Source organism: Brachybacterium sp. AOP43-C2-M15, assembly GCF_052446295.1.
Classification (GTDB): domain Bacteria; phylum Actinomycetota; class Actinomycetes; order Actinomycetales; family Dermabacteraceae; genus Brachybacterium.
In genome coordinates, this window is sequence record NZ_JBQSWB010000003.1 from 276,348 (window position 1) to 301,017 (window position 24,670).

Annotated in this window: 19 protein-coding genes; 10 read left to right on the forward strand and 9 right to left on the reverse strand. The window is 72.8% G+C overall.

Annotated features, from left to right (window positions below; genetic code table 11):
• Positions 1 to 5: 5 nt before the first annotated feature.
• The 5 genes from ACT3SP_RS05015 to ACT3SP_RS05035 all read right to left on the reverse strand — a co-directional run bounded on the left by ACT3SP_RS05015 (position 6) and on the right by ACT3SP_RS05035 (position 7,079).
• The gene (locus ACT3SP_RS05015; protein WP_444586199.1) at positions 6 to 3,110 is read right to left on the reverse strand and encodes a YhgE/Pip family protein; all 3,105 of its coding nucleotides are present in this window, start codon (positions 3,108 to 3,110) and stop codon (positions 6 to 8) included.
• Positions 3,111 to 3,236: 126 nt separating this feature from the next.
• Positions 3,237 to 4,220 carry a peptidoglycan-binding domain-containing protein gene (locus ACT3SP_RS05020; RefSeq protein ID WP_444586143.1) on the reverse strand — a complete coding sequence of 328 codons (984 nt, stop codon included), beginning with the start codon at positions 4,218 to 4,220 and terminating at the stop codon, positions 3,237 to 3,239.
• 246 nt (positions 4,221 to 4,466) lie between these two features.
• The gene (gene gluQRS, locus ACT3SP_RS05025) at positions 4,467 to 5,420 is read right to left on the reverse strand and encodes a tRNA glutamyl-Q(34) synthetase GluQRS (RefSeq protein ID WP_444586144.1); all 954 of its coding nucleotides are present in this window, start codon (positions 5,418 to 5,420) and stop codon (positions 4,467 to 4,469) included.
• 53 nt (positions 5,421 to 5,473) lie between these two features.
• Positions 5,474 to 6,112 (reverse strand): GNAT family N-acetyltransferase, encoded by a 639-nt coding sequence (locus ACT3SP_RS05030; RefSeq protein ID WP_444586145.1) that lies wholly within the window; start codon positions 6,110 to 6,112, stop codon positions 5,474 to 5,476.
• A gap of 196 nt (positions 6,113 to 6,308) precedes the next feature.
• The gene (locus ACT3SP_RS05035) at positions 6,309 to 7,079 is read right to left on the reverse strand and encodes a hypothetical protein (RefSeq protein WP_444586146.1); all 771 of its coding nucleotides are present in this window, start codon (positions 7,077 to 7,079) and stop codon (positions 6,309 to 6,311) included.
• Positions 7,080 to 7,275: 196 nt separating this feature from the next.
• On the opposite strand from ACT3SP_RS05035, the gene ACT3SP_RS05040 reads away from it, so the two are divergent.
• The 3 genes from ACT3SP_RS05040 to ACT3SP_RS05050 all read left to right on the forward strand — a co-directional run bounded on the left by ACT3SP_RS05040 (position 7,276) and on the right by ACT3SP_RS05050 (position 10,082).
• Positions 7,276 to 7,812, forward strand: coding sequence for a peptidylprolyl isomerase (locus tag ACT3SP_RS05040; protein WP_444586147.1), 537 nt, complete (start codon positions 7,276 to 7,278; stop codon positions 7,810 to 7,812).
• Positions 7,813 to 7,924: 112 nt separating this feature from the next.
• The gene (locus tag ACT3SP_RS05045) at positions 7,925 to 9,103 is read left to right on the forward strand and encodes a DNA glycosylase AlkZ-like family protein (RefSeq protein ID WP_444586148.1); all 1,179 of its coding nucleotides are present in this window, start codon (positions 7,925 to 7,927) and stop codon (positions 9,101 to 9,103) included.
• A gap of 61 nt (positions 9,104 to 9,164) precedes the next feature.
• Positions 9,165 to 10,082, forward strand: coding sequence for a rhomboid family intramembrane serine protease (locus ACT3SP_RS05050; protein WP_444586149.1), 918 nt, complete (start codon positions 9,165 to 9,167; stop codon positions 10,080 to 10,082).
• Positions 10,083 to 10,884: 802 nt separating this feature from the next.
• Here ACT3SP_RS05050 and ACT3SP_RS05055 read toward each other — a convergent pair.
• On the reverse strand, positions 10,885 to 11,514 hold the full coding sequence (locus ACT3SP_RS05055; protein WP_444586150.1) for a pyroglutamyl-peptidase I: 630 nt from the start codon (positions 11,512 to 11,514) through the stop codon (positions 10,885 to 10,887).
• Between the two features lie 133 nt (positions 11,515 to 11,647).
• Between ACT3SP_RS05055 and ACT3SP_RS05060 the strand changes: the two genes are divergently transcribed.
• The gene (locus ACT3SP_RS05060; RefSeq protein WP_444586151.1) at positions 11,648 to 12,328 is read left to right on the forward strand and encodes a GNAT family N-acetyltransferase; all 681 of its coding nucleotides are present in this window, start codon (positions 11,648 to 11,650) and stop codon (positions 12,326 to 12,328) included.
• Positions 12,329 to 12,374: 46 nt separating this feature from the next.
• Here ACT3SP_RS05060 and ACT3SP_RS05065 read toward each other — a convergent pair whose 3' ends face one another.
• Positions 12,375 to 13,160 (reverse strand): helix-turn-helix domain-containing protein, encoded by a 786-nt coding sequence (locus tag ACT3SP_RS05065; protein ID WP_444586152.1) that lies wholly within the window; start codon positions 13,158 to 13,160, stop codon positions 12,375 to 12,377.
• A gap of 269 nt (positions 13,161 to 13,429) precedes the next feature.
• On the opposite strand from ACT3SP_RS05065, the gene ACT3SP_RS05070 reads away from it, so the two are divergent.
• From ACT3SP_RS05070 to ACT3SP_RS05095, 6 genes are all read left to right on the forward strand, one after another.
• Positions 13,430 to 14,548 carry an ABC transporter substrate-binding protein gene (locus ACT3SP_RS05070; RefSeq protein ID WP_444586153.1) on the forward strand — a complete coding sequence of 373 codons (1,119 nt, stop codon included), beginning with the start codon at positions 13,430 to 13,432 and terminating at the stop codon, positions 14,546 to 14,548.
• A gap of 177 nt (positions 14,549 to 14,725) precedes the next feature.
• Positions 14,726 to 15,820 carry an ABC transporter substrate-binding protein gene (locus ACT3SP_RS05075; protein WP_444586154.1) on the forward strand — a complete coding sequence of 365 codons (1,095 nt, stop codon included), beginning with the start codon at positions 14,726 to 14,728 and terminating at the stop codon, positions 15,818 to 15,820.
• A gap of 43 nt (positions 15,821 to 15,863) precedes the next feature.
• Positions 15,864 to 16,919, forward strand: a complete 1,056-nt coding sequence (locus tag ACT3SP_RS05080; RefSeq protein WP_444586155.1) for a FecCD family ABC transporter permease — start codon at positions 15,864 to 15,866, stop codon at positions 16,917 to 16,919.
• Complete coding sequence (locus ACT3SP_RS05085) at positions 16,916 to 18,037, forward strand: FecCD family ABC transporter permease (protein ID WP_444586156.1); 1,122 nt, start codon at positions 16,916 to 16,918, stop codon at positions 18,035 to 18,037. Before ACT3SP_RS05080 ends, ACT3SP_RS05085 begins: the two co-directional genes overlap by 4 nt.
• Positions 18,038 to 18,108: 71 nt before the next feature.
• On the forward strand, positions 18,109 to 19,005 hold the full coding sequence (locus tag ACT3SP_RS05090; protein WP_444586157.1) for an ABC transporter ATP-binding protein: 897 nt from the start codon (positions 18,109 to 18,111) through the stop codon (positions 19,003 to 19,005).
• A 118-nt stretch (positions 19,006 to 19,123) separates the two neighbouring features.
• Positions 19,124 to 20,980 (forward strand): siderophore-interacting protein, encoded by a 1,857-nt coding sequence (locus ACT3SP_RS05095; RefSeq protein ID WP_444586158.1) that lies wholly within the window; start codon positions 19,124 to 19,126, stop codon positions 20,978 to 20,980.
• A 28-nt stretch (positions 20,981 to 21,008) separates the two neighbouring features.
• On the opposite strand, the gene ACT3SP_RS05100 is transcribed toward ACT3SP_RS05095, so the two are convergent.
• Positions 21,009 to 22,826: an ABC transporter ATP-binding protein gene (locus ACT3SP_RS05100; protein ID WP_444586159.1), complete on the reverse strand. Its 1,818-nt coding sequence runs from the start codon at positions 22,824 to 22,826 to the stop codon at positions 21,009 to 21,011.
• Positions 22,823 to 24,649 carry an ABC transporter ATP-binding protein gene (locus ACT3SP_RS05105; RefSeq protein ID WP_444586160.1) on the reverse strand — a complete coding sequence of 609 codons (1,827 nt, stop codon included), beginning with the start codon at positions 24,647 to 24,649 and terminating at the stop codon, positions 22,823 to 22,825. The genes ACT3SP_RS05100 and ACT3SP_RS05105 overlap by 4 nt, the downstream gene beginning before the upstream one ends.
• Positions 24,650 to 24,670 lie beyond the last annotated feature (21 nt).

Below are 24,670 nucleotides of genomic sequence, written 5' to 3' on the forward strand. Positions count from 1 at the left end.
CCGGATCAGGTCGAGTGCGCCTCGGCCCGCTGCGGTCCCGTCGACAGGGCCCGGCGGCCCTCCTTGAGCGCTCCGACCAGACCCAGCGCCAGGCCGAGCACGAGCCAGCCGACCAGCCACAGCAGGTCCCCGCTCGGGTCGATCCAGCCGCCGCCGATCGCGCCGCGGAAGGCGTCCACGGCGTGGGTCATCGGCAGGTACGGGTGGATCGCCTGGAAGAATCCGGGCAGGGTCGCGACGGGGTAGGTGCCGCCGGCCCCGGAGATCTGCAGGGCGATCAGCACCAGTGCCACGAACTTCCCCACCGGCCCGAACAGCGCCCCGAAGCCGTGGTTCAGCGCCACGAACACCATCGACGTCAATCCCGCCAGGCCCATCATCAGCGGAAGGTCCTGCATCGAGACGCCCACCAGCCAGTGCAGGGCGCTCACGGCGATGACCGTCTGCACCAGGCCCAGCAGCAGGGCGGGGACCAGGCCCCCGGCCAGCAGCCGCACCGGGCCCACGCCGCGGGCGGCGGCCCGGGCGGAGAACGGCGGCATCATCAGGAAGATCGCCATGCCGCCCACCCACAGGCTGATCGCGAGGAACAGCGGCGCCAGACCCTCGCCGAAACGGGTCAGCTCATTGGCGCGCTCGAAGCTCATCTGCACCGGATCCGAGGCGGTCTGTGCGAGCTCCTCGCTCTCCTGGTCGGTGTACGAGGGCACATCGCCCCGGGCATCGACGAGGCCGTCACGCAGCTCCTCGGATCCGTCGGCGAGCTCACCCGCCCCGTCGTCGAGAGAGACCGCGCCCTCGGCCAGCTCCGTGGCGCCGTCGTCGACCTGGGTGGCGCCGTCGGTGAGCTCGGTGGCGCCGTCCTCGAGGCGGCCCGCGCCGTCGGCCAGCCGGCGGGCGCCGTCACCTGCCTCCGACGTGCCGTCGGCGAGCTGATCGGCGCCGTCGGTGAGCTGCCCGGTGCCGTCGGCCAGCTGCTGCGCGCCGTCGCGGGCGGTGCCCACGCCGTCGGTGTAGCGGGTGACGCCGCCGGCCAGGTCCTGCGCGCCGTCGCTCGCGGTGCCGCTGGCCGTGGCCAGCTGGTCCGCGCCGGTGGCGACCTGCTGCGCGCCGGAGTTCAGCAGGCGCGCGTCCTCCGCGCCCTGCTGCAGCAGGCCGTAGGCGTCGGGGAGGGCCTCGGCGCCGGTGCGGGCCTGGTCGGCGAGGTCCGCGGCGAGGTCGGAGGCGCTCGTGCCCTGTTCGGAGGAGGGCGCGGCGGTGACCGCGTCGTCGCGGAGGGTGGTGAGGTCCTGCTCGAGGGTGGTCGTGCCCGTGGCGAGGGTGCCGGTGGTCTCGGACAGGGAGGAGGTGCCCTCGGCGAGGGTGGAGGTGGTGCCGGAGAGGTCCTCGAGGTAGGTGACCAGGGAGTCCGCGGAACCGGTCATTCCCGTGGCGGTGTCGGCGATGTCGGTGGACTGCTCGGACGCGGTCCCTGCGGTCTCGTCCGCCGTGGTGGCGTCGGTGGAGGCCTGCGCGGCGTCGTCCCGCACCTGCTGGGATCCCTCCGAGGTGGCCGCGAGCTCCTCGCAGAAGGACGCGTCGGCCCCCGACTCCTCGCAGCGCGCGGCGAGGTCGTCGACCTGCTCGGTGTAGCCCTGCGCGCCCTGCTCGGCGGCCGCGGCGCTCTCGGCGGCGGTGCCGGTGGCATCGGTCGTGTCCTGCACCGCGGTGTCGAGGGCGGTGGCGTCCTCGCCGATCGTGGAGGCGCCGTCGGCCAGGGTGCGGGCGTCCTCGGTGCGGTCGGAGGTGGCCCGGTCCAGATCCTGCGCGGTCCGGTCCAGGTCGGTCACGGTCTCGTCGAGGCCGGCGGCGCTCTCCGAGAGGGTGCCCGCGGCGGTGACAGGATCGGCGAGACGATCGGGCAGGTCGGCGGCGAGGTCCTCGAGCGCATCGATCGCGGCGACGAGGTCCTCGCTGGTGCTCTCCACGCTCTCGGGCGTCACGCCGAGCTCGTCGGCGCGCTGCTGGGCCTCGCTGACGGTGTCGTCGAGCTGCTGCGTGCCGTCGGCCACCTGACCGGCGCCGTCGGCGAGATCGCCCGCGCCGGTCGCCAGCTCGGCGGTGCCGGAGGCGAGCTGCCGGGCTCCGCTGCGCAGCGGCTGCCCGTTCTCGTCGAGGGTGACCAGGCCCGAGCTGAGCTCCTGGGCGCCGGCGTCGAGGGTCGCGGTGCCGTCGCGCAGGGTGACCGCCCCGGAGGTCAGCTGGTCCAGGCCCACCACCAGGTCGAGCCCGCCCTGGTGCAGGGTGCCGGCGCCGTCGGCCAGCTCGGCGCTGCCGTCCACCAGCTGCCCCGTGCCGTCGGCCAGCTCGCTGCTGCCGTCGACCAGCTCGCCGGTGCCGTCGTGCAGCTGGGAGGCGCCGTCGGTGAGGTCCCCGGCACCGTCCGCGGCCTCGGAGATGCCGTCGTGGATGGTCGTGAAGCCGACGTAGATCCTGTCCAGGTACTCCTCGAGCACGCTCGCACGCAGCGCATCGGTCAGGGCCGTCCCCACGGACTTGGTGAAGTTGCCGCCCACGTAGTTGAAGGAGTCGTTGGTGGTCACGGTCAGCAGAGCGGGAGCGGCCTGCTCGGCGTCCCCGCCGAGGGACGCGACGTTGGCGGAGAAGTCCGAGGGGACCTCGACGGTCGCACCGTAGGTGCCGTCGGCGAGACCGCGCTGCGCCTCGGCGGGAGAGACCTCCACGAAGCGGTAGACGTTCTCCTCGTCCATATCCAGCAGGGTGTCGGTGAACTCCGCGCCGACGTCGAGCTGGGACTCCTCGCCGTCGGGCGAGGTGGCCGTCGCTCCCTCGTCCTCGTTCACCACGGCCGCGGTGACCTGGTCGAGCTTGTTGCTGGGATCGAGGAACGACCAGGTCATGTTGCCGGAGTAGATCAGCGGCACCAGGGCGAGGCCGGTCACGAACAGCGCCGCGATCGGCTTCTTCCACTCGGTGGGCAGCAGGGCGATCGCGCCCCGCCCGGCGACGGCGAGGCCGTGCCCGAGCGTGCTGAGCAGGGAGCCGACGGCGGACGCGAAGGAGCGCCCCGCGGACGTCAGCGCGGTCAGGACAGCACGGAGGAGTCGCATCACGCCGCTCACGATACATTCGTGTATCGAAACCGGGCAATGGTCCCGCAGGAGTGTGGTGAGCCAGACGACACCCCTGGCGGGCGGGCTCGCGACCGGGGCATCCGCCGCGGTCGGCGGCGCCGTTCAGTCGGTGATGCGCGCGTACCGGTAGGGCTTGTACTTCGCGCCGTTGGCGGACGGGGAGTAGGGGTAGCCGATGGTGCGCCGGGCGGTGCCGCCGGTCTCGGAGGCCTGCTCGAGGATCACCCACTGCGTCTTCGCGTCGTCGGCCCACTTCTCGAAGATGCCCACGTGGCCCCAGTCCGCGCCGTTCTCGGCGGGGGTGATCAGCAGGATGTCCCCGGCCTTCAGGTCGGCCTTGGAGATCGCGGTGGTCACCCCGTATCCCGAGCTGGGGTGGAGGGATCCGGTGGTGAACCCGGTGGGGTTGTCCGCGTGGAACGTCCCCCAGGCCATCGACACGAAGGCCGAGCAGTCCTTGCGCCACACCTTGTCGGACTCCGGCCCGGGACTGGTGGCCTCCATGGAGTAGGAGCGCTTGTCGTCCACCCAGGACATGGCCCGGTCGATCACCAGCTCGCGGCTGATCGGCGCGTTCCACGAGTCCACCGTGATCCCGTCACCGCCGTCACCGCCGTCATCACCGTCGGTCACGCGCGGGATGCCCATCGCGGACATCGTCTGCGCGCCGGCGCGCCCGTCGACCTCCAGTCCGCCCCAGCGCTGCTGGAAGTCCTTCACCTCGGCGACGGTCGTGGGTCCGTAGTCGCCGTCCTGCGGGGCGCCGGTGTACTTCTGCACCGAGGTCACCACCGCGACCAGCTCGGCCTGGGTGATCGGACCGGCCTCGCCGTCGACCACCAGCCCGCGGTCGCCCTGGAAGGCGCGGATCGCCGTCTGCGTGACGGGGCCGATGTCGCCGTCGCGCGCGCCGGAGTAGTAGTACAGGCCCCACAGACCCTTCTGCACGCCGAGGTTCGAGAGCGCCGAGGCGCGCTCGGCGACCAGGAGACCGGAGACGGCGGCGACGCCGGCGATCCCGGCGGCGCGGAACGCCTGCCGGCGGGAGAGGAGGGTGCGGAACACGGTGGCGTCGTGCTGGGTCATCGGGGGACCTTTCGCGGACCGGGGACGGGGCGGCCGACGGGGAGGCGTCGGCGTCCTCGAACGTACGTGGCGCCGCTCACGCCCGCATCGGCAGAACTCCCCATTCCGCGCACGAGGGGACGGTGGTAGCGCGGGCGCGCGCGACGTCGCGCGCATCGGCGACTCCCGGACCCCCGCGGAGTCGCAGGCGATATCGCCTGCCGTGAGTGCTGCCGGCAGTGCTGCAGAGAGTGCAGCAGGCGGTACTCAGCTCGGCAGCTCCACCACCCACGGCTCACGAGGCAGCGCGGCGGGATCCCAGCGCTCGAGCACGTCGCCGGCGCTCCGGCAGCCGACGAGCCCGAGCGAGGCCCCGATCCGGTCCACCACCGCGGCGGCGCTCTCCCCGCGCTCGAGGCGGTCGCGCAGGGTGACGGCGCCGTCGCGCTTGGCCAGCCGGGCGCCCTCGACGTTCACCGCGAGCGGCACGTGCGCGTACTCGGGCTCCGGCAGGCCCAGCAGCTGTGCCAGGTGCGCCTGGCGGGGAGCGGAGGAGAGCAGGTCATCGGCCCGGCACACCTGATCCACGCCGGCGGCCGCGTCGTCGACCACGACGGCGAGGTTGTAGGCGACCACGCCGTCGCCGCGCCGCAGCACGAGGTCGTCGACCGGGCCGGTCACCTCCCCGGCCCACAGGTCCCGCACCCGCCAGGAGTCCACGTCGGCCCGCAGGCGCAGCGCGGGCTCGCGCCGCAGCTCCCGCATGCGCGCCCGCCCCTGCTCGCGCTCGGCGGGGGAGAGGTCGCGGCAGGTGCCCGGGTAGGCGCCGGGCGGGGCGTGCGGCGCGCTCGGCGCCTCGAGGATCTCGCGGCGGGTGCAATAGCACTCGAAGAGGAGGTCCCGCGCGGTCAGCTCCGCGATCGCCGCCTCGTACGCCGCGGCGCGCGCCGACTGGTGCACGTTCTCCCCGTCCCAGTCCAGGCCGAGCGCGGCGAGGTCCTCGAGCTGGCGCTGCTCGGCGCCCTCGCGCACCCGGTCCAGGTCCTCCACGCGCAGGCGGAAGGCGCGGCCGCTGCGTCGTGCGAGCACCCAGGCCAGGACCGCGGTGCGGAGGTTCCCCAGATGCAGGTCGCCGCTCGGCGAGGGCGCGTAGCGGCCGGCACCCCCGGGGGAGGCGGCGGCAGCGGCGGTGGCACCGGCAGCGGCGGAGGAGGCGGACATGCCGGTCAGTCTAGGGACCGGTCCGTCCAGGGACCGGTCAGCCCCGGGCCCCGTCAGCGTCCGGCCCCGTCAGCGTCCGGTGCCGCGCGCTCGGGAGAGGCGGGCCGCGCCAGCAGCACATCGCCGTCGCGCTCCCCGGGCACCGCGCGGTCGGGCGGCGCGGGCACGAAGCCGAGGCGGGCGGCCAGGGCGCGGGAGGGATGGTTCCCGGCCGCGGTCACCGCGACGACCTCGTCGCCGCGCCCGCCCAGGGAGGGGTGCTCGAGCACCGCGCGCATCGCCTCGCTCGCCACGCCGCGCCCGGTCGCGGCGGGGGACAGGCGCCAGTAGGCGCTGAGCACGTGAGGGCCGGCGGCCTCGAACGGGGTGAGGCCGACGACGCCGAGCAGACCGGACGGGAGGGAGTCGGGCGCCTCAGCCCCGTCGGCGTCTCCGGTGCCGTGCGCGGCGCGCGTCCCGTCCGGGTCGCGCGTCCCGCCGGCCGGCGTGCGTGCGCGGACGGTCAGGTACCCGAGGCCGTGCCGCGCCCAGCCCTCGATCCACTGTCCGAGCACCCAGCGCATCTGCGCCCGGTCCGTGAGCGGCTCGGTGAGGTCCTCGGCGAAGGCGCGGGGATCCGCGTGGAGGGCGAACAGCTCCTCGAGATCATCCTCGACCACCGGCGACAGGCGCAGGCGCGCAGTGGTCAGCACGGCCGGATCTGTCGGTCCTGTCGGTCCCGTCGGTCCTGTCGGTCCCGTCGGCCCTGTCGGTCCCGTCGACCCTGTGGGCCCGTCGGCGGAGGAGCCGACGGGCCCGGACAGGCCGACGGCGCGGCGATCACCGTCCGGGGACGGGATCGCCGCGCCGTCGTGCACGGAGTGCTCCGCGATGCGCCGAGGCGGACGCTCAGGCGTCGCTGCGGTGGCTGCCGCGCTTCTCGTCGTCGGCCGAGGTCTCCTCGTCCGAGTCGACCTTGACCTCCTTGGGCTCGACGTCGGAGGTGCGGTCCTCGCCCTTCAGGGCCGAGGCGACGTCACCGGCGTCGGCCGAGCCGACGGTGTCCGAGACGGTCGAGGAGTCGGAGTCGTCCGACGCGGAGGCGGGGTAGTGCGCACGGGCGAAGTCCGCGGGCGGCGCCCACGGGTCCTCGACCGGGCGGGTCTTCTGCCAGGCGATGTAGCCCGCGGCGGCACCGGCGGCGGTGAGACCGAGGATGAGCAGCACCTTGCCGGCGCGGCCCTTCTTCTTCTGCGGCGTCGGCTCGAGGACGGCGGAGCGGATGTCGCCCTGCCCCTTCTCGAGCTCCTTGCGGGCGGCGTCCACGGCCGCCTTCAGGACGGTGCCAGAGGTCTCCACGGTCTTGCGGGCGCGCGGGAGATAGTCGTCCTGCACGTCGTGGCGGATCTTGTCGGCGCGGGGGCCGAGGTTCGAGGAGATCCGGTCGGACTGCTCGCGCAGCTTCTGCTGGGCCTCGGGGGCGTACTGGTCGTACAGCTCGGTGGCCCGGCTGCGGGCGACGCTCGCGCTCTCGGAGACCACAGGACCCACCGTGGCGGCGAGCTTCTGCAGCTCCTCGACGGCCTTCTCGGCCCTCTGGGCGGTCGAACCGGCTGCGTCCGAGACGTTCTTCGCCTGCTTCTTGGCCTTCTTGGCTTCCCGCTTCTTGGTATGCGCCATGGGTTTCCCCTTTCGGTCGAATCCGCCGGATCGGGCCGACGGTGGTCCCTGGGCCGGGACAGCCCGTGGCTGTCACGGACCCGTGTGCCCCAACTCTAACGCGAGCGAGTATGCACGCTCCCAGTCGATGTGAAGAAGCGAGGAGGCGCGCGGACCCGTCCGGTCGGTCGGTGTGCCCGTGTGGGAGGATGACCGCATGTTCGCAACCCTTCACACCAACCACGGGGACATCCGCCTGGAGCTGTTCCCGGATCACGCCCCCAAGACCGTCGAGAACTTCGTGGGCCTCGCCGAGGGCACCAAGGAGTTCTCCGACCCGGAGTCCGGCGAGAAGGTCACCCGTCCGTTCTACGACGGCGTCATCTTCCACCGCATCATCTCGGGCTTCATGCTGCAGGGCGGTGACCCGCTGGGCACCGGCACCGGCGGCCCGGGCTACACCTTCGACGACGAGATCTCCGAGAAGAACTTCAACGAGCCCTATGTGCTCGCGATGGCCAACGCCGGCAAGCGCCGCAACGCGCTGACCGGTCGCCCCTCCGGCACCAACGGCTCGCAGTTCTTCATCACCGTCGGCCCCACCCCGCATCTGCAGGGCAAGCACACCGTCTTCGGCCAGGTCGCCGACGACGACTCCAAGAAGGTCGTCGACGCGATCGAGGGCGTCAAGACCGACATGCGCGACCGTCCCCTCGAGGACGTCGTCATCACCTCGGTGACCATCGAGAAGTGACCCCGCCCGGGTCCGCGCCGCGCTGAGCGGACGGCCCGACGAGCACAGCGGCCCGCCCCCGGATCCCGGGGGCGGGCCGCTGTGCTGTGGGCCGCGGCGGCTACCCTCGGGCATGACCTCGCGACACCTGGCCGGCGCCCGGATCCTCGCCCACGGCCTCGCGGGCCCTCCGCGCTTCACGGGTCCCGCCGCGGCGGCCCGGGCCTTCGGCGCGCACCAGGGACAGGACCTGCCGGGCGCGATCGCCTCGCTCGCCCTGCGCACCGGTGGGGACGCGGCATCCCTCGAGGCCGTGCTGGCGGCCTTCGACCGCGGCGATATCGTGCGCGGCTACCCCATGCGGGGCACGGTCTTCGTCGTCGCCGCGGACACCCTGCGCTGGCTCACCCAGCTGTGCGCGGACGGACCTCTGCGGGCCGCGATCGCTCGGCGCGGACAGCTGGGGCTGACGGAGGCGCACGTGGACCGGGCCCGCGAGGTGCTCGAGGACGTCGCCGCCCCGCACTCGGTGCCCGGGACCGGGCGGGGCGTGCTGCGCGCGGAGCTGCTCGATGCCTGGGCTTCCGCCGGGGTGCCCGTCGACCAGGGGCGCGGCTATCACGTGCTCGGAGAGCTGATCTCCCTCGGCGACGCCGCCTACGGACCATGGCGGGAGGGGGAGACCGCGGTGGTGGCCGCTCGGGAGTGGCTGCCCTCCGGCATCGACCTCGAGAGCGCCTTCGGGGGCGACCGCGTCGCCGCCGCCGCGGAGCTCGCCCTGCGCTACTTCACCAGTCACGGCCCCGCGGGGGAGCGGGACCTCGCCTGGTGGTCGAAGCTCCCCCTGCGCACGATCCGTGCCGCGATCCCTCAGGTCGAGGACCGTCTCGAGAGCGGCTTCGCGGATCGCGACGGACATCTGCACGCGGGGGCCGTGCCTGCGGGGGCGGCCGAGGCGCGCGGCAGCGGCGGCGAGCGGCTGTGGTGGCGGCCCGGCCTCGCCGAGGAGTACGCGGAGCGTGAGAGGGAGACGATGCGAGAGCTGCTGCTGCCCGGCTTCGACGAGCTGGTCCTGGGCTACCGCGACCGTCTCTTCCTGCTGGACGAGGAGCGCCACCGTGCCCTGGTCCCCGGCAGCAACGGGGTCTTCAGGCGCGCCGCCCTGCGCCGCGGCGAGGTGGTGGCCACCTGGACCCGGAAGGGGGCGGCAGGGAGGCGTCGGCTGGTGCTGACCCCGCTGCGCCCGGTGAGCGATCCCCAGCAGCGCCGCTTCGAGCGGCTCTTCGCCGCCTTCCCGTACACCGCCGCCTGAAGGACCGACCCGTGAGAGGTCGCCCGGCCCCTCTCCAGGCATGCGTGATGGAATGACCCCCATGGAACGCCCCAGCTACGGCTACAGCGCCGAGGACTCCCCGGACCCGCAGGCTCAGCCGGTCTGTCCCCGCCACCCCGACCGGGTGAGCTACGTGCGCTGCAAGCGCTGCGATCGTCCCGTCTGCCCGGACTGCCAGCGCCCCACCTCGGTGGGTGTGCTGTGCGTGGACTGCGAGCGGGAGATCTCCCGGCAGCAGGCCTCGACCCGCCCGCGCAACGCGATGGGCGGCGGCATGGGCAAGCGCACCCCGTACGTCACGTACACCCTGATCGGGCTGTGCGTGCTGGCGTACCTCGGGCAGACGGTGGCCCCGCAGATCGTCGAGCAGCTGGGGCTCTTCGTCCCGTACCGCATCCTGGCCATGCCCTGGACCTTCTTCACCGCGGGCTTCCTGCACGGCGGGATCCTCCACCTGGTGCTGAACATGTACGCCCTGTGGGCGGTGGGGCAGTACCTCGAGCAGACGCTGGGGCACGTGCGCTACGCGGCGGTCTACCTGCTCTCGGTCCTCGGCGGGCACACCGCCGTCTTCGTGCTCGCCGATCCGCTGGGCAGCGCCTGGGTCACCGGCACCCTCGGTGCCAGCGGCGGCGTGTTCGGCCTGTTCGCCGCGATCTTCATCGTGAACCGGCACCTCGGCGGCCAGACCGCGCAGATCGCCCTGCTGATCGTCCTGAACCTCGTCATCACCTTCACGATCCCGCACATCTCCTGGCAGGGGCACCTGGGCGGTCTGGTCCTCGGCGCCGCGGTCACCGGTGCGATGTTCGCCCTGCGGCCGCGCGCCGCCCCCGGAGTGGACCGGCAGGCCCTCGCGCGCCGCTCGGCGCTCGTGCACGGCGGCGTGATCGCGGCCGGCGCCGTGCTCTGCGTGGTGCTGATCGCGGTCAAGGTGATGATGGTGATGGCTCTCTGAGGTCCTTCTGAGGGCTCGCTGACGGTTCCCGGCGGGCCCCCGGCGAGACTCGTCGGCGACGTCTCCCGTGGCTCGTCGCACGGCCGGCCGTGCCTTCCTCGAGGATCACGCCTCGCGCGAGAACGACGGAGCCCGCCCCGCCGGACCCGAGTCGCCGCCCGCCGAACACGACTCTCCTCTCGTCGGGTCTCGTCGGGCCTGAGTTACACCGGTGTGGTTTTCCCCAGGTGTGGACGCAATTGTGGACGAGTCGGGCCCGTGATGGGGATTGCGCGATCTCGCTGTGGAAAACCGTGGATCCGTTGTGGACGGGCAGTGGGTTCAGCGACGTGCCGGGAGCCGTTCGTGCGGACGTCACGGTCGAGCACGCGTGCCCGCAGCCAGCGAAGATACTTCGCAGTAGGCGATGCCCGATGGGGGATGGGCTCCGCGGTGCCGTCGTGACCTGCGGTGATGCAGTGGCCCTGACGCGCGCCGGAGAACGGTGAGGAGACGCTCTCCGGAAGCTCGCGGCGCTTGCCGCCCCGCGGCGACACGCCCGGGCCGACGGCTGTACCTGCGGAACTACATCTCTGTCATTCATCCACGACTGTGGAAAACGTTGTGGACAACTTGCTTCGCGATGTGCAGGAACGCCGTTCTCCCGGTGTCGGAGGCCGCCACGGGCCCGTTGTGCACATCGTGCGCGCCGGAACTGTCCCCGTTCGGCAGAGCCGGTTGACACGAGGGGCGGGGTGAGGGTCGGGGCGCTGTACGCCCCCGCACGGCCCGCGGCCGCGCCGGAACGGGGTGGAGGAGCGTGTCAGTGCTCGGCGCCGCCGGTGAGCGCTGCGTCGGTCTCGGTGCGCAGGGCGACCTCGACCATGGCCACCAGTGCGCGCGCGCACGGCACCGGCTCGACGACGTCCGCCGAGGGGACGTGGACGAAGCCGCCGCGGATCCCGTGCAGGGAGGCGTCGGTCGCCAGCAGGTGCTGGAGCAGGTAGAAGACGTCGTTGCACACATAGGTGCCGGCGGTCTGGGAGATCGATCCCGGCACGCCCGTCGCGTGGAGCTGCGCGGCCATCGCCTTGATCGGCAGCGTCGTGAAGTACCCGACCGGCCCGCCCTCGACCACCGGATCGTCGAGCGGGCTCGCGCCCGCCCCGTCGGGGATCCGGGCGTCGCGCACGTTGATCGCGACCCGCTCCGGGGTGATCCCGCGCCGGCCCGCGGCGAGCCCGGTCGCGACCACCAGGCGCGGACGGTGCTCCCGCACCGCGGCGGCGAGCAGCTCCCCGGCGCGGCCGAACTCGACCGGCAGCTCGAGGGCCTCGACGGTGATGCCGTTCTCGCGCAGGATCGGTGCGGCCCGCCGCACCGCCTCCCAGGACTCGTTCACGGTCGCTCCGGCGAAGGGGGTGAAGCCGGTCAGCAGCACGTCGGGCGTCATGGATCCAGGGTACGGGCCCGAGGCTCCCCGGAGGCGCGGGCCGCAGGGCCGCGCAGTCGACTCGTCCCTCCGGTCTCGGCTCCGGGCGGGGTATTCGCGTGCTCGGCACGTGTCGCGCTCCTATCCTGACCCGATGACGGAGCCGCCCGACCTCGCCTCGATCCACCCGCCCTCAGGCCTCGTGCTGCGCGCCGGGGACCTCACCCTGCGCCCGCTCGCCGACGCGGACCTGCCCGAGTACGCCGCGCTGATCCGTCGGCCGATCTTCGAGGACGAGCAGTCCCCGCAGGTGTTCCCCTGGTACCGGACCGAGCCCGACGTGCGGGTGCGGGAGGCGCTGCGCTTCCAGTGGCATCTGCGCAGCGAGCTCTCGCCCGAGCAGTGGACGATCGCCTTCGGGATCTGGGCGCACGGCCGCCTCATCGGCAGCCAGGACGTCTCGGCCCACCGCTTCGCCGAGCGACGCACCGTCAGCTCCGGCTCATGGCTGACGCTCGACGCCCACGGCAACGGCTACGGCACGCTCATGCGCCAGGCGATGCTCGTGCTCGCCCTCGACCACCTCGGGGCGCGGCGCGCCGAGTCCTCGGCCGTGCTCGGCAATGCGGCCTCGTTCGCCGTCTCGCGGGCCTGCGGCTACGTCGAGAACGGCACCCAGGTCTCGACCCTGCGCGGCTCCGTCGAGGAGGAGCAGCGCTTCCTGCTCACGCCCGCGACGTTCCGCCGGCCGGAGGTGCCCGTCGAGGTCGACGGCCTGACCGAGGAGCTGCGGGCGATGCTGGGCGCCACCGCCACCGCCTCTCCGCCCGCCTGAGCGGGTGCCGGGTGCTCCCGCCCGGCATGCCGCGGAGCGCGGGGACTCAGCAGCCCCCGCGCTGACGCTGTGCGTACCTGCGCGGGGTGTCGCCGACGTGCTCCTTGAACACCCGGCCGAAGGCGCTGACGTTCGCGTACCCCACGCGGGCGGCGACCGCACGGATCCCGATGCCCTCGCGGAGCAGTCGGGTCGCGGACTGCATCCGGCTGGTGATCCGCCACTGGTGCAGCGTCAGGCCCGTCTCCTGCAGGAAGGCCCGCTCCAGCGTGCGATAGGAGACGTGCACCGCGGCGGCGAGCTCCTGCACGGTGCGCGGATCTGCCGGATCCCGGCGCACTGCCAGGGCGACCCCTCGCGCCGGCTCGCTGCGAGGCAGCGGCAGCGTCGAGCGGGCCGCGACCAGGGCCAGGATCTGCTCCTCGAGCTCCCCGTGTCCCTGGGGGCTGTAGATGATCGAGTTCTGGTACTGGACCGAGAGAAGCAGCAGCGGGCGCAGCTCCTCGGGGATCCGCAGCAGCTTCCAGGTGTCCGCCGGGAACCGCCCTCCGGCGGCGTCGAACAGCAGCGGGAGCACGACCGAGTTCTCCCGCACGGTGAGGGCGTGCACCACGCCCGCCGGGATCCAGCAGGCCCACCCCGCGGACAGGGTCGTCCGTTCCCCGTCGAGCACCAGCTCGGCGGCGCCGTGCACCTGCCACAGCAGCAGGTGCTCGTGCTCGTGCCGACGGTCCGCGACGGACACGGCCGGAGCCCGGACCGTCCCGGGGGCCGCTCGCGGCGGTGACGTCCCGGCGGGAGGCAGGACAGCTGCGGTGGACACCGGGGTCATCGGCTCCTCCTCTCGGCCGTGGATCCGTGGGCGTGCGGGACGGGACCTGTTCCTCCCTCGGAGCGGCCGTCGACCGTCCACTCGAGGCGGTCGGCACGGGCCTGGTCACTTCTCGCATCCAAGGCGACCGGATCTGCACACCTCGGGAGATTAGGCATGCCTAATCTAACCAGTCGGGGCGCTGCTGTCCGCCGCGTCCCGCCTGTCGACCCACTCCTGTCGACCCGTTCCCGTCGAACCACTCCCGTCGAACCCGAGGTGCCCGCGCCGTGACCATCGCCCCTGCCCCTTTCCCCGTCGGGCCGCGCGTCAGCCGCGCAGCCTTCCTCGCAGCGGGGGGCCTCGCCGGGCTGCTCGCCCTCGGGGGCTGCGCGGGGGAGGAGCGAGATGCCGGCGGCGCGGACGGCGGCGGGGCCGGCGCCGAGGACGGCGATGCCCGCCTCCCGGCGGCGGAGGGCACCACGACGTACCCCCTCACGCTCACGACCGCCTGGGGCGAGACCGAGCTGGTCGAGCGGCCCCGGCGCATCGCCGCCGTCAGCCCCGCCGGGCGTGACTGCGAGCTGCTCGCCGCGCTCGGGATCACGCCCGTGGTGGCCGCGGAGATGGTCGAACGCGCCGTGTGGACACTCGAGGCGCTTCCCGGCGAGATCCCGGAGATCTTCCCGGCCGACCACTCCGGCATCACCCCGCACGAGACCGTCGCCGCGACGGAGCCCGACCTGATCGTCGTCTTCGGCAAGAGCATCGCCGACGAGTTCGAACAGCTCTCGGCGATCGCGCCGGTCCTCGCGGCGACCTCGGAGGATGCTGCGCTCGAGGCCGACTGGCGCACCGAGCTGAGCGCCCTCGGGGAGGCGCTCGACCTCGTGGCCGCCGCGGACGGTGTGATCGCCGATCACGATCGCTGGTTCGAGTCCGCCCGGGAGGAGAATCCCCAGTTCGACGGTCTCTCTCCCACCTACGTCGTGCAGTACGCCGAGGAGTACGGCTTCGCCTACTTCTCCAGCACGGGCTCCGACCCGGAGCAGCTGTTCCTCGACCTCGGCTTCGCCCCGAACCCCCTCGCGGAGCAGTTCGTGGACGACGACGCCGTCAGCCCGGAGATGCTCTCGCTGATCGACGCCGACGTCCTGGTCATCGGCGACAACACGGGTGACGACGCGGAGCTCGAGCGGCTCCTCACCGGCCAGGAGCTGTTCCAGCAGCTCGAGGTCGTCCGGGACGGGCACGTCGCGGAGCTGCACCTGAGCGAGGCGGGCTACGTCGTCGACGGCGACGAGAAGGAGGGGAACCTCGCCTGGGCCCTCGCGCAGGGCGGACCGCTCGGGAAGCAGTGGGCGGCCGAGCAGCTCATCCCGATCCTCCGGACCACCCTGGCCCCCTGACGCCGGTGCGCGCCCCGACGGTGCCGACCCTCCCTGTGCCGACCCCCATGCCGACCCTCCCTGTGCCGACCCCCATGCCGACCCTCCCCGCGCTGACGCTCTCCGTGCCGACCCCCCTCGTCCTGCTCGTCTCTCTGCGTCGCGCGGCTCGATCCGCCCGGCCTGAAAGGACTCCTCGTGACCGCACCGTCCCACCGTCCGCGCCCCACTCGCGCCGCCTTCCTCACCGGCGGAGGTCTCGCCCTGCTGGCCGCCGCCTCGGCGTGCTCGAGCGGCCCGTCCGACGCCGACGCCGATGGCAGCCTTGATGCCGGCAGCGGCAGCGACAGCGGCAGCGACGACCGCGGCGAGGGTGAGGGCACCACGAGCTATCCCCTCACCCTCGCCACCCCCTACGGCGAGACGGTCCTCGAGGCGGTGCCGGAGCGGATCGCCGTCGTCGGCGGGCTCGGCGATCTCGAGGTCGCGGTCGCGCTCGGCCTCGCCCCGGTGCTCGCGCCCTGGACCGTCGAGGACCTGGGCTGGCTCGTCGGACACGAAGAGGCCATGGCCGAGGCGGAGAAGGTCGAGATCTGGGGGGACTCCTTCCCCTACGAGATGGTCGCCGCCGCGCAGCCGGATCTGATCGTCGCCCAGACCCTCGACGCCGTGGGGGATCACTACGAGCGGCTCGCCGAGATCGCCCCGGTGCTCGCCCGGGACTCCGAGGAGGAGTACGGCCGCACCGACAAGGACTGGAGGGAGCTGGTGCGCGGGCTCGCCGCGGCGGTGGACCGGATCGAGGCCGGCGAGTCGGCGATCACCGACGCCGAGCAGCACATCGCCGAGGTCGCCGCCCGTCATCCCGAGTACGAGGGGCGCACTCTCGCGATCCTGATCAACCGCGGCCAGGAGTACGGCATCGAGATGGTGAACCTCGCCGGGACCACCACGGAGGAGCTCCTCGACACCCTCGGATTCGCACCGCATCCGCACGCCGGAGAGGTGACCGAGCCGCTGAGCCTCGAGAACCTCAGCCTCGCCGATGCGGACCTGCTGGTCATCCACCAGCACGGCGGTGCGGACGAACCGGAGGTCGCCGCGCGGTGGCTCGAGTCCAGCGAGCTCTACCAGCGGCTCACGGCGGTGAGCGAGGGCGCCGTGGGGCACACCGACGTCGAGAGCACGTACGGCTGGTGCCTCCCGTGGGGGCTGAGCTGGCCCGACCCGCTCGGTCTGCCGTACATCGTCGACCAGCTCGAGGGCGTCCTCGACGAGCTCCTCGACGCCTGATGCCGGTGCTTCCCCGCGGGGCCGTGCCCGGCGGCGGCGCACGATGACCGCCCTCGAGCACCCCCGCGTCGCGCCGCCGACCATCGCCCCGCCGATGCGCTTCCTGCGTCGCCGCCGGATCGTGGGACTGGTGGCGATCCTCGCCGCCCTCGTCGTCGCTGCGCTCGCGAGCCTGATGGTCGGCGCCAACCCCCTTCCTCTGGGCGAGGTGTGGCGCGGGCTGTGGCGGCCCGACGGCTCGGAGGCCTCGATCATCGTGCACACCCTGCGGATTCCCCGGACGGTGGTCGGTGTGCTCGTGGGGTCCGCTTTCGGGGTCTCCGGAGCCGTGATCCAGGCGCTCACGCGCAACCCGCTCGCCGACCCCGGCATCCTGGGCGTCAACGCCGGGGCCGGATTCGCCGTCACTCTCGGCACGGGTCTGTTCGGCATCGCCGGGATCACCGGCTACATCTGGCTCGCCTTCGTGGGCGCGGCGGCCGCGACCGTGCTGGTCTTCGTCATCGGCTCCGCCGGCCGCGGCGGCGTCTCCCCGGTCACGCTGGTCCTCGCGGGGGTCGCGCTGGGGGCCGTGCTCACCGGGCTCTCCACCTTCCTCACCCTCATCGACCCCGAGACCTTCGACGCGATCCGGAACTGGGGCGTCGGCTCGATCGCGCGCACCAGCCTCGCCGACACGATGCAGGTGGTCCCCTTCCTCGTGCTCGGTCTCATGCTGTCCCTGCTGATCGCGGGCGCTCTGAACGCGATCGCCCTGGGCGACGACCTCGCCGCCTCCCTCGGCACCCGGGTCGCTCTCACGCGCGTGCTGGGCGTGATGGCGGTGACCCTCCTGGCCGGCGCAGGCACTGCCCTGACCGGAGGGATCGGCTTCATCGGGCTCATGGTGCCCCACGTCGTGCGCTGGGTGGTCGGGCCCGACCAGCGCTGGATCATCGTCTTCTCCGCCCTGACGGCACCGGTGATCGTGCTCGCCGCCGACGTGGTGGGCAGGGTGCTGGGGCGGCCGGGAGAGATCGAGGTGGGGATCATGACCGCCGTCATCGGCGCCCCGGTGCTGATCGCGCTCGTGCGGCGCAGGACGGCGAGCGGACTGTGAGCGCGCAGACCCCGCCCCCGCCCGAGTCCGCGCCCGGCCCCCGGGCCGGCGCGCGCCGGGTCGACGTCGGCTACGCCTCGACGACGCTGCGCACCCCGTTCCTCTCGCAGCGCATCCCGCACCTCCTCGCTCTGGTGTCTCTCGCACTGCTGACCGGTGCCGTGCTGGTCGCGGTCCTCGCGATCACCGTCGGGGACTACCCGCTCACCCTCGGTGACGTGACCGGGGCGCTGACCGGCGGCGCGGAGCGCTTCCACCGGGTGATCGTCCTCGAATGGCGGGCGCCGGTGGCCCTCGCCGCGGTGGTCTTCGGGGCCCTGCTCGGCATCGGCGGGGCCATCTTCCAGTCCCTGACCCGCAACCCGCTCGGCTCCCCGGACGTGATCGGCTTCGACGCCGGCTCCTACACCGCGGTGGTCGTGACCATCCTGCTCGTCGGCTCCACCAGCTACTGGACGGTCGCTGCCGCCGCGATCCTCGGTGGCCTGGCCACGGCACTGGCCGTGTACCTCCTCGCCCACCGGCAGGGCATCCAGGGCTTCCGCCTGATCATCGTGGGGATCGGGGTCTCCGCCCTGCTGGGGTCGATCAACACCTACCTCATCACCCGCGCGGATCTGGCCGACGCGATGACCGTCGGATTCTGGGGCGCGGGGTCGATCACCCGCGTCTCCTGGGCCTCGATGCTGCCCTCGCTCGCGATCGCCGCCGTGATCGTCCTGGCCGCCGGGCTGCTCCACCCCTCGCTGCGCGCCCTCGAGCTCGGCGACGACGCCGCGATCACCCAGGGCACCCGACCCCACCGCGCACGTCTGGCGCTGCTGGTGACGGGGGTGGCGACGGTCGCCCTGGTCACCGCCGCCGCAGGGCCCATCGGGTTCATCGCGCTGGTCGCCCCGCAGCTCGCCCGCCGCGTCACGCGCTCACCGGGGGTGAGTCTGCTGTCCTCCGCCGCGATGGGCGCTGCGCTGCTGACCGCCGCGCACCTGCTGTCCCTGCTGATCGCGCAGGCGTACCGCCCCGTCCCCGTCGGCCTGATCACCGTGTGCCTGGGAGGCGTTTACCTCATCCGTCTGCTGGTCCGGGAATCCCGTGCCCAGCACGGTGCCGCGCGATGAACCGTGTCCCGCACTCCGCCGTCGCCCCCGCGGCGACCCCGAGCCCACCACGACCCCCGAGGAAGGACCCCATGGCCGAGCAGCCCGCCCCGGACCCTGCCGCCCGCTCCGGTGAGCATCCCGCGGTGCGTGTGCGCACCGACGACGTCACCATCGGCTACGACCGGCGGATCATCTCCCGTCATCTCAGCGTGGACATCCCCGAGCACTCGTTCACCGCGATCATCGGCCCCAACGGCTGTGGGAAGTCGACCCTGCTGAGGGCGCTCGCCCGGGTGCTCACTCCCACTGCGGGCACCGTCCTGCTCGACGGCCGGGCGATCAGCTCCTATCGCTCCAAGGAGGTCGCCCGACGGATGGGACTGCTCCCGCAGTCCTCGCTCGCCCCCGACGGCATCCGCGTGGCCGACCTGGTCGCCCGCGGCCGTGCCCCGCACCAGACGCTGATCCAGCAATGGCGCGAGTCGGACGAGGCCGCCGTGGCCCGCGCCCTCGAGGCGACCCGTCTCACGGATCTGTCCGGGCGGCTCGTCGACGAGCTCTCCGGTGGCCAGCGCCAGCGCGTCTGGGTCGCGATGCTGCTGGCGCAGGAGACGCCGATCATGCTCCTGGACGAGCCGACGACCTTCCTCGACATCGCCCACCAGTACGAGCTCATGGAGCTGCTGCGCACCTTCCACGAGGACGGCAAGACCGTCGTCGCCGTCCTGCACGACCTGGGACAGGCGGCGCGCTACGCCGATCACCTGATCGTGATGCGCGACGGCGAGATCACCGCCACCGGTGTCCCGGACGAGGTGATGACCGCGTCGATGATCGAGGAGGTCTTCGGGCTGAGGGCCCTCGTGGTGCCGGACCCGGTGACCGGCACCCCTGCCGTGGTCCCCCTCGACCCGCGCTCCGTCGCCCCGCGCCCGGTGGAGCCCGGCAGCAGCGCTCCCGGCGCGATCCAGCACGCCGTTCCCTGACCGACCCCACCCCGCAGCCCGACTCCACAGCCAGACCTCGCAGTCCGACCCCGCAGCCCGACTCCACAACCCGACCTCACAGCCGCCCACCCCACTGCTCCCCACCAGGAGGACCCCCATGGCCCGCAGCCTGCGCCCGCTCGACGTCTACCCGATCACCGTCCGCGAGCTGGAGGTGCTGCGCGTCCGCGACGTCACCCCCGGCATGCGGCGCGTCACCCTCGGCGGTGAGCAGCTGCGTGCGCACACCGCCGAGAACGGATTCCCCGTCGCCGCCTTCCGCTCCGACACCTTCGACGACGAGGGCAAGCTCATCCTGCGCCACCCCGAGGCGGACGTGCCCGTCGCCCCCACCCAGGCCGACGGCGTGCTGAACTGGCCCCGGGAGGACCCCCACCTGCTGTTCCGCACCTACACCGTGCGGCGCTGGGACCCGCAGGCCGGGGAGCACGGCGAGGTGGACCTCGACTTCGTGCGCCACGGCGTGGGGCCCGCGACCAGCTGGGCCTACCGCGTCCAGCCCGGTGAGCGGGTGCACTGGGCAGGGCCGAAGTCCTCCGCGCCCCACCCTGTCGGGGTCGACTGGACGCTCGTGGCCGGGGACGAGACCGCGCTGCCCGCGATCGGTCGCTGGCTCGAGGAATGGCCCGAGGGGGCCCGCGGGCAGGTGTTCATCGAGGTCGCCGAGCGGGACCACGTGCAGGACCTCCCCGTCCCCGAAGGCGTGGAGCTGACCTGGTTCAGCCGTGACGGCGACGAGGCCGGTACCACCAGCACCCTGTTCGACGCGATCACGGGCGCCGACTGGTGGGAGGGCAGGGCCTTCGCCTGGGTCGCCGGCGAGACCCTCACCCTGGTGCCGATCCGCCGCTGGCTGCGCGGGGAGAAGGGGCTGCCCAAGGAGCAGGTCGAGGTCACGGGGTACTGGCGCCGTCAGGAGGTGGTGGTGGACGAGGCCACCGGCGAGCAGGACCTCGAGGCCACCGAGGACCACGCCGAGACCTTCCACGAGCTCTCCGAGATCATGCCGGGCCTCGCCCTGCGGGTCGCCGCCACCGTGGGACTGGCCGACGCCTTCGACGGCGATGCGCGCACCCCTGCCGAGCTCGCCGCCAGGACCGGCGCCGACGGGACCGGGATCGGCAAGCTCGTGCGCTACCTCGAGGCCATCGGGATCACCGAGGTCGACGACCAGGGACGCCACCGCCTGACCGGACCGGGGCGCGAGCTCGAGGACGACCGCGTCCAGGAGCAGCTCGATCTCGAGGGTCTCCGCGGGATCCAGGAGATCGCCGTCCTGCTGTCGCTGCTGCCCGCCGTGCGCGGCGCGGGCCCCGCGCCGCTCGCCGCGGAGATGCTCTCGCGCCTGGAGGCGGACCCCGCCCTGGTGCGGACGCGGCTCGAGCAGGAGGCCGACGTCGCGACCTACGTCGCCGGAGCGTTCGCCCGGTCCCCGGCTCTCGAGGGCCTGCGCCGGGCGGTGGTCGCCGGGAAGGGGGCGAGCACGATCGCCCACGCCCTGACCACGGCGCATCCCGAGCTCGAGACACGGATCCTGGCCGCGCCGGGCGAGGTGCGGGTGCACCGTGACCTCGTCGGGGACGCACCCCGGATCACCGTCGTCGAGGGAGCACTCGGCGGGGCCGCCGAGGCGCTCGGCGAGGCCGACGCCGACGTGGTGGTGCTCGTCGAGAACCTCGGCCGCTCGAGCGACGAGGAGGCCGTCCGAGCGCTCCGCGGAGCCGCCGAGGCGCTCGCCCCGCAGGGCAGCGTCCTCGCGCTCGCCGAGGTGCTCGAGCCCGAGCTCGCGCACGACCACGACTACGAGGAGGACCTCGTCGGCTTCGCCCTGCACGGGGGCGGGATCCGCACCCACGAGGAGCACCTGGCACTGTTCGAGGCGGCAGGGCTCTCCGTGCCGGAGCGCTCGACCGTCGGCTGGGGGTTCACCGTGTACCGCAGCACCGCGCGCTGAGCGCGGCCCGGCACCGGTCCCGACGTGCTCACATCGAGTCCTGCCAGGCCTGGTACAGCGCCGCGAAGCGCCCGCCGGAGGCGACCAGCTCGGTGGGGGAGCCGTCCTCGACGACCTCGCCGCCGTGTACCACCAGCACCCGGTCCGCGATCATCACGGTGGTGAGGCGGTGGGCGATGATCAGCGAGGTGCGATGGCCGAGCAGCTTCGTGAGCCCCTCCTGCACCATGCGCTCGCTGGGGATGTCCAGGGAGCTGGTGGCCTCGTCGAGGATCAGCACCCGCGGATCGGCCAGGAACGCGCGGGCGAAGGAGATCAGCTGCCGCTGGCCGGCGCTGACCCGCCCGCCGCGCTTGTTCACGTCGGTGTCGTAGCCGTAGGGGAGCTTCTCGATGAACTCGTCGGCGCCGATCGCGCGGGCCGCGGCCTCGATCTCCTCGCGGCTCGCGCCCGGCTTCCCCAGCGCGATGTTGTCCGCGACGGTGCCGGAGAACAGGTACGCCTCCTGGGTGACCATGACGATGTTGCGGGTCAGGTCCGTCATGGAGATGTCCCGCAGGTCCACCCCGTCGAGGGTCACGCGCCCCTCGGTGGCGTCGTAGAAGCGGGCGATGAGCTTGGCGACCGTGGACTTCCCCGCGCCGGTCTGCCCCACGAGCGCGATGGTCTGGCCCGAGGGGATGTGCAGGTCCATCGGCTGCAGGACGAGCGGGCCGTCCTCGGTGTAGCGGAAGGAGACGTCCTCGAAGTCGACCTGCCCGCTCGAGGTGGGCAGAGGTGTCGGGTCCGCGGGCTCCTGCACGTGCGGCTGCACCGCGAGCAGGGTCGCGATCTTCTCGAGCGCCGCCACCGCGGACTGGAAGGCGTTGTAGAAGTTCGCGATCTCGTCGACCGGCTGGAAGAAGCGCCGCGAGTAGAGCACCAGCGCCACCAGCACCCCCACCTGCAGGTCACCGTTCAGCACGCGGAACCCGCCGACCACCAGCACCGCGGCGATCGTGATGTTCGCGAGCACGCGCAGCGCCGGCTGGTAGATGCCGAAGACGTTGATCGAGCGCATCGAGGCGTCGCGGTAGTCCTGGGCCAGGGTGTCGAACTCGGCCTGGTTGCGGTCCTCCTTGCGGAAGGCCTTGACGGCGCGGATGCCGGCCATCGCCTCGACGAAGTGGACGATCAGGCGCGCCGAGTGGGTGCGGATCGCGCGGTACTCGATGCGCGAGCGCTTCTGGAACCAGATCGTCAGCGCCACGCAGGGGATCAGCATCAGCAGCATGACCAGGCCGGTCACCGGGTCCATGGTCACGATCAGCACGATCGTGAACACCATCGACAGCGAGGCGCCGACCATCACGTTCACGCCCGAGTCCAGCAGCTCGCGCAGCGCCTCCATGTCGGAGGTCTGCCGCGAGACGATCCGGCCCGAGGTGTAGGACTCGTGGAACTCGAGGTCCTGCTTCTGGGTGAAGCGGAAGACCTTGCGGCGCAGTGCGAGCAGCATACGCTGACCCACCACGACCGACTGGCGCACGTACCCGAAGGTCAGCACGCCGCCGACGATCGCGGCGCCGACGGCGAGACCGGCCGCCTGGTAGGCGGGGACGGCGTTCCCGTCCATCAGCGAGGGCAGGCCGTGGTCGATGCCCCAGGCGATGATCGCGGGACCAGCCACGACCGCCAGCTGGGCGATCACGACCATGATCGCCATCAGCACGAACTGTCCCTTGACCGGGGAGATCAGCTCCCCGAGCAGGGCGAAGGAGCGCTTGCGGGAGGCCTTGTTCTCCTCCGCCGAGTAGGACTGCTGCTCGGGATCGCCCTGCGCGGGCTGGGCGGTGGTGGCGCTCATCGGCCCTCCTCCTGGATCGCACGGAGCTCGAGCTCCCCGGTGAGGGTCTCGATGTCCTGGTCGCGGCGCCGTTCCTCGGCCTGATGGGCGATCACCCACCGGTACCTCGCCGAGTCCTGCATCAGCTCCGCGTGGGTGCCGACGGCGACCACGTGCCCGTTGTCCAGCAGCGCGACGCGGTCGGCGAGGGCGACGGTCGAGCTGCGGTGGGCGACGATCAGCGTGGTGGTCCCCTCGAGCACCTCCCGCAGACGCCCGGTGACGATCTCCTCGGTGCGGGTGTCCAGCGCCGAGAGCGGGTCGTCCAGCAGCAGCACCGCGGGCTTCGCGGCGATGGAGCGGGCGAGGGCGAGGCGCTGGCGCTGCCCGCCGGAGAGGCTCATGCCCTCCTCGCCGATGCGGGTGTCGACGCCCTCGGGCAGGTCGTAGGCGTAGGTGGCGTCGGCCGTGCGCAGCGCGAGGTGCAGCAGCTCCTCGGCCTGCTCCTCGGTGAGGGAGCGGTCGGCCCCCAGCAGCACGTTCTCCCGCACCGAGTCGGAGAACAGCGTGGCGTCCTCGAAGGCGACCGCGGTGAGGGTGCGCAGGTCCGCGAGATCCATCTCCCGGATGTCGACGCCGTCGATCATGATCGAACCGGCGGTGACGTCGTACAGCCGCGGCACCAGCTGCAGCAGGGTGGACTTCCCGCTGCCGGTCACGCCCACCAGGGCCATGGTCTCTCCCGGGCGGATGTCGAGATCGACGCCGTCGATCACGTCGGGCACGTGGTCCGGGGCGTCCTCGTAGCGGAAGTGCACGCCCCGCAGGGTCACCGCGCCGGAGGCGGCGGCGGGGTCGACGGGGGCGGGCGAGTCCGGGGAGACGATCGAGTTCTCCGAATCCATCACCTCGAAGTGGCGGTCCAGGGCGGTGGTCGCGTTGACCGCCTGCCCCAGCAGCATCCCGAGCATCCGCACCGGTCCCACCACCAGGGTGGCGGTCGCGAAGTAGGAGGCGAGCTGGCCGGTGGAGATCGATCCCGAGGCGGTCAGGTGCAGCCCCACCAGCAGGGCGATGCCCAGGGCGAGCTCCGGCAGCATGAACATGGACATGTCGAAGCGGGCGATGGAGGTGGCCTTGCGCACCTCGGTGCGGCGCAGCTCCTCGGCCTGCTCGGTGAAGCCCTCGAGGGCCGACGGGCCGCGACCGAAGGCCTTGAGCACGCGGATGCCCTGCACCGACTGCTCGATGGTGGTGGCGAGGTCGCCGTTCTGGTCCTGCGAGCGGCGGGAGAGGATCGAGAAGCTGCGGTTGAAGCGGTAGGCGATGATCGTCACCGGCACCGCGGCCAGGAAGAAGATCAGCGCCAGGACCGCGGAGGAGCGCACCAGCAGCACCATGCCCACGGAGATCGTGACGACGTTGGTGACGGCCATGATCATGCCGAACGCGATCCAGCGGCGGATCTGGTTGATGTCGGTCATCATGCGCGAGAGCAGCTGCCCCGACCCCCATCCGTCGTGGAAGGAGACGGGCATGTTCTGGACCCGCGCGTAGAAGCGGACCCGGATCTGCTTCTCGACGGTGGTGGAGGGTGCGACCGCGAAGGTGCGGCGCAGCCAGATCAGGGAGGCCTCGACGATGCCGAGGGCGAGCACGATCGCGCCCCCGGTCCAGATGGTGGCGCCGGTGGCGTCGGAGCCGAGCTGGTTGACGATGAACTCGAGGACCTGCGGGATCATCAGCGCGACGATCGACGCGGTCATGGCGCTGAGAAGGCCGAGGAAGAGACGGAAGCGGATCGGGCGAACGGTGGTCCAGAGACGGCTCATGGTGCCGAGCATGGGGAGAGTGAACCTCAGGGG